We start from the raw sequence: 17,786 nt of genomic DNA, 5'->3' as shown, positions 1-17,786 counted from the left end.
CGAGATACGACAAGCTCGCCATCACCTATCGAGCGGCCGTCGTGATCAGCGCGATCCTGACATGGCTCCGCCAATAAAGGAGACATGCCCTAGTGGGAAGATTGTGCGCGCCGAGGATGCCGAAGAAGACGCGGACGACTCGGTCAACCAGATCGCTGGCTTCCAGGGCACCTTCGAGCAGTTCGCCCTCGACTGCTCGGCCAAGGGCAAGGAAGGCAAGACCTGGTCCGAGACCTACCCGGGTATCGTATTCCCCGCGCGTCTGCAGCATCTGGCCGATGAGCCCTTCTCCTGTGCCTTGGGCAATGGCATCTCAGACCGGGACGCACTGACGAAGGCCAATCAGGAGATTCTGCGGTCGCTTGAGGGCAACACTCTGCCCACCGGTGCCGACGGCGACGACCGAGAGGTCACCTTCGGCGATGCTCGTACCGGCGTCATCCAGGCACTGTATTCGGAATCGCTGTGGGCCACCTTGGCCACAGGGTTGACCGAGCTCAAAGAGGGCGACACCGCAGGAGTCCTCATGGAGCTGGCCGATCAGTACAACGAACGCACTCCGGAGGGTCACTACGATCCGATGCTGCAGGCATTCACGAACATCCGCTGCACGGATGAGAATAGCTACGGCGACAAACCTGACATCGAGAAGCTGCGCGATCTGGCGAAGCGCTTTGACGATGCCGGGCCGTTCCAGTCAGCCTCAGTCTCACCTGGTATCTACGACTACTGTGACTTCTGGAAGTTCAAGGGCACTCTGCCCAAGCCGCAGCACCTGACTGCGGTGCCGAACATCCTCGTGGTCTCGACCTCGCACGATTCGGCAACTCCTTACGCCTCCGGTGTGAAGCTGGCTCGGACAATCGACGGAAGCCTGCTGTCGGTCTCCGGTGCATCGCACACCTCGTACATGTCCGGTGATGAGGCGAAGGCCTGCACGGATGTCACGGTCAACGGCTTCCTGACGAAGGGCGCACTGCCGAAGACGGGAGACTTCGGGCCGAAGCTGCCCAAGCCGGACACGGCAGTCGATGACCGCGGAGACACGATCACCCTGCCTACGAGGTGCAAGATGGAGACCTTCCGTGCCGATGACTTCATGCTGTCAAAGGACACTGTCCATGCTGGCGACAAGGTCCTCGCGAGCGTCAAGCACCTCGACCCTGAAACGTCATTCACGGTCGCATTCGAAACCGGCGGAGACTTCGGATCCCTGGCAACGGACAATGGCGGAAATGCCGCAGCGCAGGTGAAGGTGCCCAAGGATGCCAAACCGGGCACATACGTCGTACAACTCCTCGATGCCGACGGCAAGACCGTAGCCAACACCACGCTCACCGTGGTCGGCGACGACGATGGCAAGGGTGATGACGGCAACGACGGCGGCAGTTCCGACGGCACGGACGATGACCCGAAGGGCGGCGGCGATGAACCTGCCCCCGGCGATGACGGTACCTCCGACGGCGCCACCGGTGATAGCGACGGCAATGACAACAACGGACACGGGCCAGGTGATCTGCCGCGCACCGGCGCCGAGATCTGGCCGCTGCTGGCTGGAGCCGTGGTCCTACTGACCGCAGGCGGAGTCGTCTACCGCGCCTCCCGGCGAAAGGGCGGTGCCGCGCACTGATCGGTTGCTCACCGAGCGGCCCTCGCCTCCACTCGAGGCCGTCGTGAAGCACTAAGGTAGGACCGGAGAGAAGTGGGCCGGGAGCGGATTCGCCGTCCGCCCCCGGCCCTCATTCCTGTCTGACGAGCACGAGAATCTATACTCACGAACCAGTAGTACCCGTTGCGTGCACAGCGTCGGACAGGCACGGTGACGGACCGGCACAGTGACGGACCGGCACTGCATCGGTCAGGCACACTGTCGGAGATTGCGCTCATTCGACCCGGAGGAGACAGACGATGTCAGAGTCACAGCACTCGGTCTTTCGACGCAATCAATGGGCGCTGAGCCTCGCACAGCTGTTCGCCGGGATCGGCATCGCCACAGGATTCGCAGTGGGTGGAATCCTTGCCGAGCGACTGACCGGACGCACCGAGCTCGCCGGCTTCGCGCAGACTGCTTCCATCCTGGGCGCCGGGATCCTCGCCGTCCCCCTGGCTCGTCTGGCCGAGCGCAGAAGCCGTCGGACCGCCCTGGCCAGCGCGTACGCTATTGCATTCTTCGGCGCCGTCCTCATCGTGCTCGCAATCATGTTCGGCATCGACATCGCATTCTTCCTGGGCATGGGCTGCTTTGGCGCAGCAACGGCCGCCGGGCTGCAGGGGCGCTACGCCGCGACCGACGCGGCACCAGACCACCTCAAGGGCTCGGCGATGTCCGTCGTCATCTGGGCCACGACGATCGGGTCCGTGGCCGGGCCCAATCTGTCGGGACCCGGAACTCAGCTGGGACGCTCGTTAGGGCTCGACCCGCTGTCGGGTCCGTTCGTCATCGCGATCGCAGGCTTCCTGCTGTCGTTCATCAGCGTCCTGTTCCTGCACCGGATTACGCCCCTCATTCGTCAGCCGTCCGTCGGCTCTGCCGACACCGGGCCTGCTGCCGACACCGGGCGCCCAGAGGGCGCATCGACATCCCTTCGCCGAGGCGGCACCTGGCAGGCCATTCGCCGTTCCCCGAGCGCACTGATGGGTCTGCTATCAGTTGTCACTGGGCACATGATCATGGTCGCGACCATGGTGATGACCCCTCTGCACATGGACCATCACGGTTTGGGGCTGGAACTCATCGGCATCACGATCGGAGGTCACATCCTCGGGATGTACGGTCTGTCTCCGGTGTTCGGCTACCTCACCGACCGATTCTCAGCCGGTCGGGTCATCCTGCTGGGTCAGACTCTGTTCGCTGTGGCGCTGCTGCTCGGGCTCGTCGATGCTCTGGGGGAGTCTTCATTCGTTCGGCTCTCAGTCGCGCTGTTCGTACTGGGACTCGGGTGGTCAGCAAGTCTCATCGCGGGTTCGACTCTGCTGACTAAGGAGATCGAGCCCGACCATCGCATGGCGGTCCAGGGTCTGTCGGATGCGGGGATGAACTTCGGCGCCGCCGCGCTGGCCGCACTGTCAGGTCCGCTGCTCGCCTTCGGAGGGTTCGCCTCGATCACCGTGATGGGACTCCTGGTACTGGCAGTCGCCGTCTTCGTCAGCGTCCGGGCGAAGTACGGAACCCGGCACACTGGGTGAGCGCAGAACTCGGCATTCGCAGGGGGATCAGAGCTGCCTCGGTGGGGGAAGGAGCACCTGGGAAAGGTGCGAAGGAAAGCGATTGTAAGCGACTTCACCTCAGGAAGCCAGGACCGTGTGGAACAATCTTCGCTCATCGTGTAGGGTTGATGACTGGTCTGTTCTCACTCAACTCACCCTTTTTTAGTTGTGGGCGGCATTTGCCTTCCACAGCTTTTCGTATGGTGGGGAGAACCGCAGTCCATGGGGTCGTCAGTGTCAACGGACGATACACGATTACGTCGAACGCGATTGATTCGCGGGAATACGAGGTTAGCGAACGATATGGCCAAAAAAGAAGGGGTCATTGAGATCGAAGGCAGCGTTGTCGAGGCTCTCCCGAACGCATCGTTCAGGGTCGAGCTGAGCAACGGTCACAGGGTGCTTGCGCATATCTCAGGAAAGATGCGACAGCACTACATTCGGATTCTGCCCGAGGATCGGGTCATTGTGGAGCTTTCTCCATACGACCTTTCGCGTGGACGAATCGTTTACCGCTACAAGTAAGGATCTTCGATCATTCGAGTCGTGCCCCAGCTTGGGGTAAGGGCCGGAAGAAGGAATAACGATGAAGGTTAAGCCCAGCGTCAAGAAGATCTGCGAGAATTGCCAGATTACCCGCCGTCACGGTCGGGTCATCGTCATCTGCTCCAACCCGCGTCACAAACAGCGCCAGGGTTGAGCAGCTCTTCGAGCAGACGGAAGCACCCGTGAGGGGCTTCAGCAGCACCACACCCGCGCAGACCTCGCCACCTGCACAGCCCCGCTAGGGGAATTGCAGGACGACACCTTCGGTCGGGGGCCGAGGACCTTGGGACACCAAGGACAGGTTTGCATCAGCACCTCCGAAACTACAACAGGAGTTAGTACCTATGGCACGACTTGCCGGAGTCGACATCCCGCGCGAAAAGCGCGTGGAAGTCGCCTTGACATACATCTATGGTGTGGGCCGCACCCGTGCGCGCCAGACCCTGACCGAGACGGGAATCAGCCCTGACACCCGTGTGAAGGACTTGAGCGACGCCGAGCTCGTCCAGCTGCGTGACTACATCGAGGGCACATTCCAGGTTGAGGGTGACCTCCGCCGTGAGGTGGCCGCCGACATTCGCCGCAAGGTGGAGATCGGAAGCTACGCCGGCCTGCGTCACCGCCGCGGTCTGCCGGTTCGCGGACAGCGGACCAAGACGAATGCGCGTACCCGCAAGGGACCGAAGCGCACCGTGGCCGGTAAGAAGAAGTAATATGCTCACCCGGTTGAGCAGCATCAACCACCTCGATCAGGAGTAAAACACATGCCTCCCAAGTCACGCGCCGCAACCGCGCGTAAGCCTCGCCGCAAGATCAAGAAGAATATCGTTGCCGGCCAGGCCCACATCAAATCAACCTTCAACAACACCATCGTGTCGATCACTGACCCGACCGGTGCTGTCATCTCCTGGGCCTCCTCAGGTGAGGTCGGCTTCAAGGGTTCACGTAAGTCGACCCCTTACGCCGCACAGATGGCTGCGGAATCCGCTGCCCGTCGCGCACAGGAACACGGCCTGAAGAAGGTCGACGTGTTCGTCAAGGGACCGGGCTCGGGACGCGAAACCGCGATCCGTTCGCTGCAGGCCGCCGGTCTGGAACTGGGCACCATTCAAGATGTCACTCCGGTTCCGTTCAACGGCTGCCGTCCCCCGAAGCGCCGCCGCGGCTGATCCTTCCGTCGAACTGCAACGGACGCCGGGCCTTGGGCCCGACGTCGGTCGCAGAACGGATTCCACGTTAACCCGAACCGTTCTTCATGGTGTGAAAACCATGACGTGCAGTGCGAACGTCATATAGCGGATGTTCGCTGAAAGGAAGCCCACGTGCTCATTGCACAGCGCCCAACGCTCACGGAAGAAGTCGTCTCCGAGAATCGCTCACGGTTCGCCATCGAACCACTCGAGCCAGGATTCGGCTACACCCTTGGCAACTCGCTTCGTCGTACCCTGCTGTCATCGATTCCAGGTGCCGCCGTCACATCCATCCGGATCGACGGAGTGCTCCACGAATTCAGTACCGTTCCAGGAGTCAAAGAGGATGTCACTGAGTTCATCCTCAACCTGAAGTCCCTGGTCGTGTCGTCGGAATTCGACGAACCGGTCGTCGCCTACCTGCGCAAGCAGGGTCCCGGCACCGTGACCGCAGCCGATGTCTCAGCTCCTGCCGGAGTCGAGATCCACAATCCGGATCTGCATATCGCCACGTTGAATGGTGAGGGTCGTCTGGATATGGAACTGACCATCGAACGCGGCCGCGGCTACGTCTCGAGCGCTCAGAACAAGAACGCCGACGCAGAGATCGGCCGGGTTCCGGTCGACTCGATCTACTCGCCGGTTCTCAAGGTCACGTACAAGGTCGAGGCTACTCGTGTTGAGCAGCGCACCGACTTTGACCGTCTGGTCCTCGATGTTGAAACCAAGCCGTCGATGGTCCCGCGCGACGCAATCGCGTCTGCGGGCAAGACTCTGGTCGAGCTCTTCGGCCTGGCTCGGGAACTCAATGTCGAAGCAGAGGGCATCGAGATCGGACCGTCGCCTGTTGACGCAGCGCTGGCTGCCGATCTGGCGCTGGCCATCGAAGATCTCGATCTGACCGTGCGCTCCTACAACTGCCTCAAGCGCGAAGGCATCCACACGGTCGGCGAACTCGTTGCTCGCAGCGAAGCCGACCTCATGGATATCCGCAACTTTGGTTCGAAATCGATCGACGAAGTGAAGGCCAAGCTCAACGAGCTGGGCCTGAGCCTCAAGGACAGTCCCGCCGGGTTCGAGCCCGGTCTCGTTGATGAGGACCAGTCCTACGTCGAAGACGAACAGTACTGACCAAGACCTAGGAGTAACTCACTATGCCAACCCCAACCAAGGGTCCCCGCCTCGGCGGTTCGCCCTCACACGAGCGTCTGATGCTCAACAACATGGCAGCAGCCCTGTTCGAGCACAAGAAGATCACCACGACCGTGACCAAGGCCAAGCGCCTGCGTCCGGTTGCGGAACGTCTCATCACGGCAGCGAAGAAGGGCGACCTCGCCGCCCGTCGTCGCGTGCTCGGACAGATCGGCGACAAGTCGATCGTCCACGAGCTGTTCACCTCGATCGCCGAAACTATGGCCGAGCGTCCTGGCGGATACACCCGTATCACCAAGATCGGCCCTCGCGCCGGTGACAACGCTCCGATGGCCGTCATCGAACTGGTCCTCGAGCCCTACTCGCCTAAGCAGGCCACGGTGAAGGAAGCCGAGCAGGCAACCGCAACCGCAGCAGCGAAGGAAGAGGTCGTCGAGGAAGCTCCGGCAGAGACCACTGAGGAAGCGGCCGACGAGGCTGCAACCGACGAGGTTGCTGAAGAAGCAGCTGACGAGAGCGCCGAAGAGACCAAGTAAGGACTCTTTGACTCAACATCTCAGGCGGGCACCCACTGGGTGCCCGCCTGATGTGTATCGTGGCCGCGTTTGAAAGATTTAGCCGGACAGACGTAGCCATGTGTCGCCCCGTTGGAGACGAGCTGTGACCTCTTCTGCCAGTTCTATCTTGGGCAGATCGATTGTGCCAGCGTCGACGAATACCACTGCCCGTGGCCGGCCGAGCCCGCCGAGCACGTCGTGGACCGAATTCATGATTTCCGAGGCGATAGACGAATCGTCGACTTCGAAGTCGACTATCCCGGACGCTTCAGGAACAGTCGCCACGACAGCGGCGACAGCGCGGCCGATGCCCTCTCGGCGAATGACCAGTGCGCTGGAACTGTGCACAAAAGGATGATCGTCGATGACGTTTTCGACCGCAGACAGAGAGATGAGCTGACCAGAGATCGAGACCAGGTCGTCGAGCCTTCCATGGTGGATGACCTCTCCAGTGGTGGAGAACGTGACGCGATCGCCGGTCGCATAGCGGTCGGGACCGAATCGTTGCTGTTTGTCGCGAGTCGACGAGCTGCCAGGGCCCTCCCAACTTCGGACCTGTCCGGGTAACGGCATCGTGAGCACCATTTCCCCGGTCTCACCCGGTCTGATCGTCTGTCCATCGTCGGCGATGACGTGCAGTCCACAGTCCGGCATGGTCGCGGACGCGTGCCGAAGGTAGACAATGCCGCCGAGGAGGACCTGCCCCCACCCATCGATCACCTCGGTGCCGTGTGCCCTGAATCTCTCTCGCAGCCATGCCTTGAGCTCGGGTTCCACCGCTTCGCCCGCAGTGATGATGCGCCGAATTCCGGAGTCCGCCCGGTTATGCGATTCGTCCTCCCATTCACGGATGCTGCGCATGACCGAGGGCGCGGTGAGAAAGGTCGAAACGTTGAACCTGTCGATGATCTGCCAGGCGCGGTCACGGTTCGGAATGTCGAGGGTGCCTTCATAGAGAATGGCTGTATCGCCGAAGAGCAGCGGACCCAGCAGACCATGCCACTGGGAGACCACCCAACTGGTATCGCCGGCGCACCAGAGGTTGCCCGGCCCGCGGATCGCCCTGTGAAATGCCGCGATGTTGGGCAACAGCTGCCCCACGGTGTGCGAGGTCAGTAGTGCTGGTGAGTCGTGTGACGCCACGAGGACACGGCAGAGAGTGGTGTCCACGTCGACTGCTGACGTCGGAGAGACGAACCCTGCGGAATGCCTACGGTCTCTATGCGACTCCAGTAGGTCGGAGTACCAATGGTCACCAACGAACCAAGCGACATCCATTCCCGTCCGCCGCACGACGATCGTATGTTCCACACTCTCGATTGCGGCGAGGGCGTCGTCGACCCTGTGCTTGGTGGGAATGATCGATCCGTGTCTCCATGCGCCGTCCTGAGTGACCACAAGAGTCGGATTGAGCTGGGCGAACTTCTGGGACAGCGCTTCGACGGGTAGTGACACAGGGATGAGAGTCCACGGCGCTCCCAGCCCAGTGCAGGCAAGCATGGCGACCGCGGTCGACGGCAGCCACCCGGTATGGAGAGCCACACGGTCTCCAGCGCCGACCCCGAGCTTTTGCAATGCGGCGGTAAAGGTCGCCACGTCATCTGCCAGTTCACGGTAGGTCAATGATTGGCGGTCACCAGGTTCTCCCTCCCACTGGAGGGCGATTCGATCGGAATGCGTGTCCAGATGGCGCAGGAGCAGGTTGTAGAGCGCGTCGATTCTGGCTCCCGGGAACCACGTCCCACCTGTTGCATCCGGTCGGAACAACTCATCGGGTTCGACTTCCCAGTCAAGGGTGTTGATGATCGGACGCCAGTTGCTCCCAATCGTCTCCAAATGATTGTCGATCTTATCTGCGTTTTGTCTCTCAGGCATGGATGATGGTCCTTCCGCAGGTCATTGCGGTCCTGGCGAGTGCCGCACCGGTTCGCTCGATCTGAGCGGCTTCTGCCGCCGACTCGACATCGGCACACAGTGCCGCAACGACCACGCCTGAGGCGTCGCGGATCGGCACCGCTACCTGTGCAGGATGGACCATGTCCTGGCTGAGGACATGAACATAGTCGGACCGAGCCCACACGTCGCGATCAGAGTCCGAGATCTGCGGATCGCCCTCGATGATCGTCGACCAGTGATCCGTGGGTGCATGGGAAAGAAGGACTCGGCCGGGAGCTGACCTCGTGACGGGGTGGGTGGTTCCCGGGGATCTGAATGCCCCCCGATCATCGGCATCGATCTGATCAATGCACACGACTTCGCGGTCGACGAGGATGTGGATCGAGACTGTCGCGTTCAGCTGGTTGCGCAGAGAAACGGCGAACGGGGCGAAGGCAGTCGCGACCGGATGGCGGGACACGAAGTGGTTTGACAGGCGAGTCAGCTCCGGACCGAGGCCATATCTCGCGGTGGTCGGATCCTGACTGACGAGTTTCGCGATCGTCAAGGAACGCAGAAGCCGATGAACAGTCGGAACTGACATCCCCGACTCCTGAGCTAGTTCTGTCAGGTGGTGGAAGGCGGGCCCGTGTGCCAGGAGCTCGAGGAGTCGGCTGGCGTTTCTGATCGTGCCAAGACCGCCTCGGACACCGGACTCGTTGTCGGTCATTTGTGCACCTCTGCTCGCCGATTGCTTCCTTGGAAGCTTAACTCTCGAGAGATGATTGTGACAATAACAACACGGTTTCTTCAAAAGGTATTGCGTTTCACATAATGAAAAACTACGATCACTAGTGAAGTGAATGTCGTCACAGTGAAGCGGCGCATTCGTCCCCGTCATCCGAATGTGAGGAGACCAAGTGCGCACACGTGCCTATCAGCACTCGCTGAGTGGGAGTTCAATGGCCGCCGGGCAGCCATTGCTCGAGGTTGAGGCGCTGTCACTGGCCTTTGGCGGGGTCAAGGCGCTCTCTGAGGTGTCATTCACCGTGACGAGTGGTTCGATCCACGCGGTGATCGGTCCGAACGGGGCGGGAAAGTCTTCGCTGCTCAACTGTGTCTCGGGTCTGTATCGTCCCACCGCCGGGTCGATCGTCCTCAATTTCGTGGCCGGTGAAGAGGGCCGGAAACGGACACAGCGGATGTCGGCACCCTCCGACGAACGCGAAGCTGGGGAGAAGTCCATCGAGCGACGCGCACTGACTCGTCTGAAACCGAATCGTGTCGCTCGCCTCGGCGTGGCCCGCAGCTTCCAGAACATCGAACTCTTCGACCAACTCAGCGTGTTGGAAAACATCATGTTGGGCCGCCACATCCATATGAAGCAGAATCTTGCGGCGGCGTTTCTCTGGACGGGCCCGGCGAGGAAGCAGGAGATCGCCCATAGGGTGATCGTCGAAGAGGTCATTGATCTTCTCAAGCTGCAGGCCGAACGTTCGAAGCCGGTAGGGACGCTGGCCTACGGAATTCAGAAGCGCGTGGAGCTGGCACGAGCACTGGCAATGCAGCCGGCGCTGCTTCTCCTCGATGAGCCGATGGCGGGGATGAACGCAGAGGAGAAGGAGGACATGGCGCGGTACATCCTCGACGTTCATGAACTCGCCGGTGTGACGATCGTTCTCATCGAACACGATATGAATGTCGTGATGGACATCTCTCAGCAGGTCACTGTCCTCGATTTCGGCAAAGTCATCGCTGATGGAACACCCGCTGAAGTCATGAAAAACCCGGCCGTCGTCGAAGCCTACTTGGGGGCCCAGAAATGACTTCACGCGCGATCGAGACGCCGTCTGCAGATTCCGCAGGCGGACGGGGGAGCCAGAGCAGCGTAGTCTCCGCCATCACAGAGACCATGCCGCAGCACCTGAGGAATTTGGCCACCACTGATCCCACCGGTGTAGCAATGCAGGAGAAGCGGTACGGGATCTGGCAGTCGATGAGTTGGCAACTGTATTACCAGCGAGTCCGGGAATTCTCCTCTGGTCTTGCGGAACTGGGTGTGATCCGGGGTGACATCGTAGCGGTCCTCGGTGACAATCGGCCAGAATGGCTCATCGCGGAATTGGCTGCTCAGACCCTGGGGGCCAGCGTCGTGGGAATCTATCCGACCTCGATCGGCGATGAGCTCACCCATATCCTCGAATCCTCGGCGGCTCGAGTCGTCGTGGCAGAAGACCAAGAGCAGGTTGACAAGCTTCTGGCGCTCAAGACTGCTCACGAGGACGCGGGCCTCGCCTTCGGCATCGACACCATCGTGTTCTACGATCCACACGGACTCGAACAGTACACCGATGGCATTCTCCTCGACTTCACGGAGGTCGAAGCCAGGGGAGCGCGGGCGCTTGCCACGAACTCGGACTGACTGGATTCCCAGATGTCCCAAGGCGATGTTGATGACATAGCAGTCATCTGCACCACGTCTGGTACCACCTCGAAGCCGAAACTCGCCTACCTCAGTCATGCGAATCTACTGAGCATGGCAGCGAATCTCGATTCGATCGACCCGATCACACCGAACTATCGCTACGTCTCGATCCTTCCTTTTGCGTGGATCGGTGAACAGATGCTCGCAGTGGCATGCGGGCTGCTCAAGGGGATGGCGATATCCTTCCCCGAAGATGCTTCGACTCAACGAGCTGATATGCGCGAGATCGGGCCAGACATCATGTTCGCCCCTCCTCGCATCTGGGAGTCGATGCTCTCAGAGGTTCAGGTTCGCATCGATGAAGCCGGCAGACTCAAACGGGCCGTCTTCGGCTGGGGATACCAGATCTCAGATCGCATAGCTGCGGAAGCAGCGTCTGGTCGTCGCGCAGGACCCGGGCTGAAGATGCTCGGCAGAATTGCGAACCTCGTGGCCACACGTCCGATTCGCGAACAGCTGGGCCTGACCCGAATGAAGCGCTGCTACACCGGCGGTGCCCCCTTGGGGCCCGACGTATTTCGGTTTTTCCATTCGATCGGGGTCAACCTCAAACAGATCTACGGCCAAACCGAAATCTGCGGAATCGCAGTCGTCCACCGCGACGACGATATCTCCTACACCTCGGTCGGCACTCCGATCCCAGGAACCGAGATTCGCTTCTCCGCCGATCACGAGATCCTGCTGCGGTCGTCCTCGGTGTTTCGCGGATATCACCGGAACCCGGAGGCCACAGCCGAAGCCGTCGATAGGGACGGGTGGCTGCACACATCTGACGCCGGGTATCTTGACGAACATGGCCATCTTGTCGTCGTCGACCGTCTGAAGGATGTGAAGTTCGCAGCCGATTCGACGATGTTCTCCAATGCCTTCATCGAGAACAAACTCAAGTTCTCTCCCTATGTCGAAGAATCGGTGGTCTTCACTGACGGTGCGGCAGTCACCGCCATCATCACCCTTGATCCCTCCACAGTGGGGGCATGGGCAGAGCATGCGAAGTTGCCCTACACCACCTATACGGATCTGGCGGCCAAGCCGGAGGTCTTCGACCTAGTCGCCGAGGAGATCGTTCGTGCCAACGAAGATCTGTCCGAGGCCATCCGCGTCGCCCGATTCGTTCTCCTCCATAAGCAGTTCGACCCGGACGACGACGAGATCACCCGAACTCGTAAAGTCCGTCGCTCGGTCATCGCGCAGAGGTACGGCCCGATCATCGACGCACTGGATTCCGGAGCCGGAGACGTCACAGTCGATTCGACGATCACCTACCAGGACGGGACCACGCTCTCCCGCGAGATCCCGCTGCGAATCTATGACCTCTCCACTTACACGATGCCCACCGATGCGGCTCGCCGCCAAGTTTGGAGCGGACGCAAATGAGCACCTTCGTCTCTCTGTTCATCTACGGTCTGTCCGAAGGCGCCATCCTCGCGCTCGCCGCACTCGGATTCGTCCTCATCTACAAAGCGACTGGCGTCATCAACTTCGCTCAGGGCGAGTTCCTGCTCATCGGGGCCTACACCTTCTACACGGCGTTCGTGATCTTGCGGCTGCCGATCGTCGTGGCCGCGCTTGTCGGTGTGGTCGCGGCCGTGATCATCGGCGTGCTGGTCGAGCGATTCATCCTCCGACCCATGGTTGGGCAGAGCCACATCTCGATCATCATGGTCACGATCGGGCTGGCAGGACTGCTGTCCGCTCTGGTGCAGATGTTCTTTGGCACGCAACCCAGATCAATGCCGCCGCTGTTCCCTCGCAACCAGCTCGAGATCCTGGGGGCGCACATTCCCGCCAATCGGCTCTGGGTGCTTCTGGTTGCAGGGATCGTACTCACTTTGCTGACGCTGTTCTTCCAACGATCGAAGCACGGAATCGCGATGCGCGCGGTCGCCGACGATCAGCAGGCAGCGATGACTGTCGGCATTTCAGTCCGGCGAGTCTTCGCGCTGTCCTGGGCTCTGGCGGCGGTATCCGCCCTCATCGCGGGAATCCTGCTCGCAGACGTCACCACGGTGGAAATGAATCTCGTCAACTTCGGGCTCCTTGTGTTTCCTGTCGTCATTCTCGGTGGACTCGACTCGGTGCCTGGCACGATCGTCGGTGGGCTGACGATCGGTCTGATCTCCCAATTCGTGGCCGGATACTTGGATCCTGGCCTCGCCGAGGTGGCGCCCTACATCGTCCTCGTCCTCATCCTCCTGGTTCGCCCCTATGGCGTATTCGGTGAGAAACGCATCGAAAGGGTCTGAAAATGGCAGCCGTCGAAACAGGCCGGTATCACCGGACATACGAATCCCAGCTGAGGCTGTGGCACACCCGTCCGCAATTGATACGAATCGGCGTAGTCGCGGTCATCGCAATCATCGTTCCCTTTGTCTTCGACAACTATTGGCTGTCCCTGGCCAACACCGCGCTCATCGCCAGCATCGGTGCAATCGGACTCAACGTCCTTGTCGGCTATACGGGGCAGATTTCTCTGGGCCAGGGAGGGTTTCTCGCAGTCGGTGCATTCACCTCGGCGATCCTGACAGATCGCATGGGGGTTCCGGCTCCGCTCTCGATCCTCATGGCCGTGGCCACAACCGCCGTGATCGGAGTGCTCTTCGGGCTTCCTGCGTTGCGACTCAAAGGGCTGTATCTGGCGATTGCAACACTGGCATCACAGGTCGTCATCCTCTTCATCGTCAGGCGCTGGAACTTCCTCACCGAGGGGCAGGGCTTCGTCGATGTGTCCCGTCTCGAAGTCTTCGGCTTCAAGATCGAACGATCCACGTTCGAACAGCAGTGGTACATCATTCTCATCATCGTCACGGTCCTGGTCGCGATCACCGCCACCAATCTGTTTCGGACCAACATCGGGCGCGCGTTCATGGCCGTCCGTGATCAGGACATTGCGGCCTCGGCGATGGGAGTCAATCTCACCCGAACAAAGCTCACCGCCTTCGCCGTCTCAAACGCCTACGTCGGATTGGCCGGGGCACTGCTCGCCCACTACTCGGAGATCATCTCGTGGGAGAAGTTCACCATGGACGTCTCCATCCTCTACCTCGCGATGATCATCGTCGGTGGCCTCGGTTCAATCGCGGGTTCGATCTACGGTGCGCTGTTCATGACCTTCCTGCCAATCGCGGTGCGCATGTTCGGCGAAGTCATCGGGGGAGTGGTGCCACAGGTGCAGAAGCAGCTGCCTGCGGTCGAGCACGCGGCCTTCGGGCTCGTGATCATCATCTTCCTGATCTTCGAACCACGTGGGCTCAATCGCATCTGGCAGCGGATCAAAGATTTCTTCGGATTCTGGCCGTTCCGATACTGACCACACCACCTGGACTGCAGTTCTTCCACCACATTCGACATAGAAGTCGGCACAAACACAAGGAGAAACCCATGAAAGCAACCAAAGCAACGATGCTCTTGGCCGGGATCGCAGCCTCGGCGCTGGCGGTGACCGGATGCGGATCAAGCGGCGGCGGTGAGTCGGACGAGCCGATCCCGATCGGCGTGCTCGCCGACCTCTCCGGAGCCACCGGTGATGTGGGCTCGGTATTCAACGAGGGCATGCTCGCCTACGTCGACAATCTCAACGCCAACGGCGGAATCAACGACCGCCAGCTCGAGGCGATGAGCAATGACTATGCCTATGAGATTCCTAAGGCTGAGGAGCTCTATCGCAAATACGTCAACGATGAATCGGTGGCGATTCAAGGGTGGGGAACCGGCGACACCGAAGCTCTGCGGACCCGCGTGGCCAACGACGAGTTGCCATTCATGTCCGGTTCCTTCGCCGAAGAGCTGACCAACCCGGAGGAGTCTCCCTTCAACTTCGTGGTCGCGGCGACATATTCGGATCAGGCTCGAATAGGGATGAACTGGATCGCCGAGGACGCCGGTGACAAGACAGCAGTGGCGATTCTCCACAACGACTCTCCATTCGGTACAGCGCCCGTTCAGGATGCGAAGGACTGGGTGAAAGAGAAGGGGCTCGACATCGATGTCACCTCGTATGCCATGCCCGCAGGAACCACGAACTACTCGGGCATGCTCAGCCAGGTCGACGCCGACGGTGCGGATTACATTATGGTCCAGAACGTGGCCAGCCCGGCCGCGCAGTTGGCAAAGGATCTGGCCGACAGCTCTGGAGATCAGAAGATCGTGTGTCTCAACTGGTGCGGCAACGAGCTCTTCGTCACGGCTGCAGGTGAAGCAGCAGAAGGCCACATGATGGTGCAGCCCGTTGCGCCGTTGAGTGCTGACAAGCCCGGTCACAAGGAGATCGTCGACTATCTGGAAGCCAACGGCGGTGACCCGAAGACGACTGCGAACTCCTATGTCCAGGGTTGGTACACCATGCACGCCATGGCAGAGGGCATCAGAGCCACCCTCGACAGTGACAAAGAGCTGACCGGAGCCAACATTCGCGAAGCACTTGAGACGATGGGCCCGATCGACACCGGTGGGGTATTCGGACTCGGGGAGATCGAATTCAGCGCGGACAGCCATCGGGGATCGAATTCGGCCGGAATGTACACGGTCGAGGACGGAAAGATGGTGGAGGTCGAGGGTGGCCTGACGCCATGACGAACGAACCGACACCTGTGGCCGCAGGCGATGCCCATCTGAGGTCGGCAGAGTCTGCGGCGGCTGGTTCGTCGCCGGCGGGGACCACCGGCCCGGGGACGCTGCTCACCATCGACAATATAGAGGTCATCTATGACGAAGTGATCCTCGTGCTCCGGGGTATGTCCTTGGGAGTCGCGGAGGGCAAGATCGTCGCTCTCCTCGGCTCGAACGGAGCAGGGAAGTCGACGACTCTCAAAGCAGTGTCCGGTCTGCTGCCCAGCGAACAAGGAGAAATCGCCTCGGGACGGATCACCTTCGCTGGCGAGGACATCACTCGACTCGATCCGGCCGATCGGGTTCGTCGTGGACTGAGCTTGTGCATGGAGGGTCGGCACATCTTCGGTCATCTCACCGTCGCAGAGAATCTGCAGGCAGGAGGGTACACGGCCTCCGCGAAAGAAGACCGGCTCGACTTCGTATACGAGTTCTTTCCCAAGTTGGCAGATATGCGCAGTCGAACGGCAGGTTTCCTCTCCGGAGGCGAACAGCAGATGCTGGCGATCGGTCGAGCGCTCATGGCGAATCCGAAGCTTCTCATGCTGGACGAACCTTCGCTGGGACTGGCTCCGCTGCTGGTCGAGGAGATCTTCTCGACGATTGCACGGCTGAACGCAGAGACGGGACTGACGGTGCTGGTCGTCGAGCAGAATGCTCAGACCGCCCTCTCCGTCGCTCATCACGGCTACATCATGGAACGCGGTCGGATCATGCTCGATGATGAGGCAGGCGCGCTGAGCCAGAACCCCGATGTGAAGGAGTTCTATCTGGGGATTGGAGCCGGCGATAAGAAGAAAAGCTATCGCGATGTGAAGCATTACAAGCGACGCAAGCGCTGGCTGTGAACGGCAGCAACGCAGAGGTCGATTCGATGCAACGGTGAAGAACGATGGAGGGACAAGCAATGGCGGACACCGTCGGAAGCGTGCAACACCTGGGTCAAGTGCTGGCCAAAGCCGCAAGCAGCGACACAAGCCTGGCAGCGCGGTTGGCTTCGGCCGGAATCGAAGCGCAGAATGTGAGCGATCGGGACGGCCTCGCGGCGTTGCCTGTGCTGTCGAAGGACGAACTGGTTGGGCTGGCGCCCGCTCAGCATTCGCCCGGAGACGCCATCGCGAGCAGAATCTTCCAATCACCAGGGCCGATCTACGAGGCTCAGCCGCCGGGGTCGGACCCATGGCGATGGGCTCCCGCGCTGACCGCGATCGGATTGGCACCAGGTGATCGAGTCATCAACTGCTTCGGCTATCACCTGTCGCCGGCCGGAGCGATGTTCGATGAAGCCGTGATCGCGGCGGGGGCAACGGTCGTTCCAGCCGGTATCGGAAATCAGATCGCGCAGGTCCAGGCGATCACGGATCTCGGAGTGCGTGGCTACGTCGGACTGCCCAGCTATCTCAAGGCGCTCATCGACGTCCATGCCGACAACGGGGGGACTCGGGAGGACTTCGGGGTCGAGTACGCTCTGGTGACCGCCGAACCTCTTCCCGATTCGCTGCGGGCCGAGCTCTTGGAGTGGGTTCCGGTCGTGCGCATGGCCTACGGAACCGCGGAGGTGGGGCTGATCGCCTGCGAGGACGGATCGGGCCCGGGTCTGCGCGTCGATGAGGAGGTCATTGTCGAGGTCTGCGAGATCGGGACTGGTGTGCCGATCACCGAGGGCGAAGGAGAAGTGGTCGTCACAGTCCTGCGAGATGTCGCACCCGTCGTGCGATTCGGCACCGGTGATCTGTCTGCGTGGGCGGAGTACCCGTCTCGCCTGCAAGGAGTGTTGGGGCGCGTCGGTCAGGCGACGAAGGTCCGCGGAATGTTCGTGCATCCTCGACAGGCGGAGGCAGTGCTGCGCTCTGAGGACAGCATCGTCGGAGGGCGATTCGTCATCACACGAGCGCAGAACAGAGACCATCTGCGCTGCGAGATCGTCGTGGGGCAGAAAGCAGACGCGAGCAGTGATCGGCTCGTGCAGCGTGTGGACGACACCATTCGAAACCTCATTCGAGTTCGCGCGGAGGTCGTCCTCGTCGAAGGAATTCCCTCTGAGAGTCCAGTTCTCGTCGACGAGCGCAGTTGGTGAGAGCAGGACGCGGTAGTCAGATATGGCTGGCAACAACCGTGAGTGATTGTCGACGCTGACTACAACGGCGGTTCTTCACACCAGAGTCT

General features: G+C 60.8%; 16 protein-coding genes and 1 pseudogene. 15 read left to right on the top strand and 2 right to left on the bottom strand.

Translation table 11 applies throughout. The annotated features are described in order from the left end of the window. Positions 1-103: 103 nt before the first annotated feature. The 8 genes from MPN20_RS15775 to rplQ all read left to right on the top strand — a co-directional run bounded on the left by MPN20_RS15775 (position 104) and on the right by rplQ (position 6,631). Entirely contained in the window at positions 104-1,630 is a 1,527-nt protein-coding gene (locus MPN20_RS15775; RefSeq protein ID WP_242783688.1) for an alpha/beta hydrolase, read from the top strand. A 278-nt stretch (positions 1,631-1,908) separates the two neighbouring features. Further along, positions 1,909-3,186 carry an MFS transporter gene (locus MPN20_RS15770; RefSeq protein ID WP_242783686.1) on the top strand — a complete coding sequence of 426 codons (1,278 nt, stop codon included), beginning with the start codon at positions 1,909-1,911 and terminating at the stop codon, positions 3,184-3,186. Positions 3,187-3,510: 324 nt separating this feature from the next. Further along, positions 3,511-3,732: a translation initiation factor IF-1 gene (infA, locus tag MPN20_RS15765; RefSeq protein ID WP_009884961.1), complete on the top strand. Its 222-nt coding sequence runs from the start codon at positions 3,511-3,513 to the stop codon at positions 3,730-3,732. A 61-nt stretch (positions 3,733-3,793) separates the two neighbouring features. Beyond that, on the top strand, positions 3,794-3,907 hold the full coding sequence (gene rpmJ, locus MPN20_RS15760; RefSeq protein ID WP_009884960.1) for a 50S ribosomal protein L36: 114 nt from the start codon (positions 3,794-3,796) through the stop codon (positions 3,905-3,907). Between the two features lie 190 nt (positions 3,908-4,097). Next, on the top strand, positions 4,098-4,466 hold the full coding sequence (gene rpsM / locus MPN20_RS15755) for a 30S ribosomal protein S13 (RefSeq protein ID WP_242783684.1): 369 nt from the start codon (positions 4,098-4,100) through the stop codon (positions 4,464-4,466). A 51-nt stretch (positions 4,467-4,517) separates the two neighbouring features. Beyond that, complete coding sequence (gene rpsK / locus MPN20_RS15750; protein WP_242783682.1) at positions 4,518-4,922, top strand: 30S ribosomal protein S11; 405 nt, start codon at positions 4,518-4,520, stop codon at positions 4,920-4,922. A gap of 153 nt (positions 4,923-5,075) precedes the next feature. Next, positions 5,076-6,074, top strand: a complete 999-nt coding sequence (locus MPN20_RS15745) for a DNA-directed RNA polymerase subunit alpha (protein ID WP_242783680.1) — start codon at positions 5,076-5,078, stop codon at positions 6,072-6,074. A 23-nt stretch (positions 6,075-6,097) separates the two neighbouring features. After that, positions 6,098-6,631, top strand: coding sequence for a 50S ribosomal protein L17 (gene rplQ, locus MPN20_RS15740; RefSeq protein ID WP_242783678.1), 534 nt, complete (start codon positions 6,098-6,100; stop codon positions 6,629-6,631). A 78-nt stretch (positions 6,632-6,709) separates the two neighbouring features. On the opposite strand, the gene MPN20_RS15735 is transcribed toward rplQ, so the two are convergent. Together MPN20_RS15735 and MPN20_RS15730 are read right to left on the bottom strand one after the other, a co-directional pair. Beyond that, positions 6,710-8,527 (bottom strand): AMP-binding protein, encoded by a 1,818-nt coding sequence (locus MPN20_RS15735; RefSeq protein ID WP_242783676.1) that lies wholly within the window; start codon positions 8,525-8,527, stop codon positions 6,710-6,712. Further along, complete coding sequence (locus MPN20_RS15730; protein ID WP_242783675.1) at positions 8,520-9,257, bottom strand: helix-turn-helix domain-containing protein; 738 nt, start codon at positions 9,255-9,257, stop codon at positions 8,520-8,522. Before MPN20_RS15730 ends, MPN20_RS15735 begins: the two co-directional genes overlap by 8 nt. A gap of 190 nt (positions 9,258-9,447) precedes the next feature. Between MPN20_RS15730 and MPN20_RS15725 the strand changes: the two genes are divergently transcribed. From MPN20_RS15725 to MPN20_RS15690, 7 genes and pseudogenes are all read left to right on the top strand, one after another. Beyond that, on the top strand, positions 9,448-10,353 hold the full coding sequence (locus MPN20_RS15725; protein ID WP_242783673.1) for an ABC transporter ATP-binding protein: 906 nt from the start codon (positions 9,448-9,450) through the stop codon (positions 10,351-10,353). Then, positions 10,350-12,389, top strand: a pseudogene (locus MPN20_RS15715) (AMP-binding protein). The gene MPN20_RS15725 and the pseudogene MPN20_RS15715 overlap by 4 nt, the downstream one beginning before the upstream one ends. Beyond that, entirely contained in the window at positions 12,386-13,258 is an 873-nt protein-coding gene (locus MPN20_RS15710) for a branched-chain amino acid ABC transporter permease (RefSeq protein WP_242783667.1), read from the top strand. Before MPN20_RS15715 ends, MPN20_RS15710 begins: the two are co-directional and overlap by 4 nt. Positions 13,259-13,260: 2 nt before the next feature. Beyond that, positions 13,261-14,322 carry a branched-chain amino acid ABC transporter permease gene (locus MPN20_RS15705; protein ID WP_242783665.1) on the top strand — a complete coding sequence of 354 codons (1,062 nt, stop codon included), beginning with the start codon at positions 13,261-13,263 and terminating at the stop codon, positions 14,320-14,322. A 71-nt stretch (positions 14,323-14,393) separates the two neighbouring features. Next, a complete protein-coding gene (locus MPN20_RS15700) occupies positions 14,394-15,584 on the top strand; it encodes an ABC transporter substrate-binding protein (RefSeq protein ID WP_242783663.1) in 1,191 nt (396 codons plus the stop codon). Next, the gene (locus tag MPN20_RS15695; RefSeq protein ID WP_242783661.1) at positions 15,581-16,468 is read left to right on the top strand and encodes an ABC transporter ATP-binding protein; all 888 of its coding nucleotides are present in this window, start codon (positions 15,581-15,583) and stop codon (positions 16,466-16,468) included. The genes MPN20_RS15700 and MPN20_RS15695 overlap by 4 nt, the downstream gene beginning before the upstream one ends. A 59-nt stretch (positions 16,469-16,527) precedes the next feature. After that, entirely contained in the window at positions 16,528-17,697 is a 1,170-nt protein-coding gene (locus MPN20_RS15690; RefSeq protein WP_242783659.1) for a phenylacetate--CoA ligase family protein, read from the top strand. Positions 17,698-17,786: the final 89 nt, after the last annotated feature.

The sequence above is a fragment of the Brevibacterium sp. ZH18 genome, assembly GCF_022748595.1.
GTDB lineage: Bacteria > Actinomycetota > Actinomycetes > Actinomycetales > Brevibacteriaceae > Brevibacterium.
Note: the sequence above shows the minus strand (reverse complement) of the source record. Positions and strands in the feature narration are given on the sequence as shown.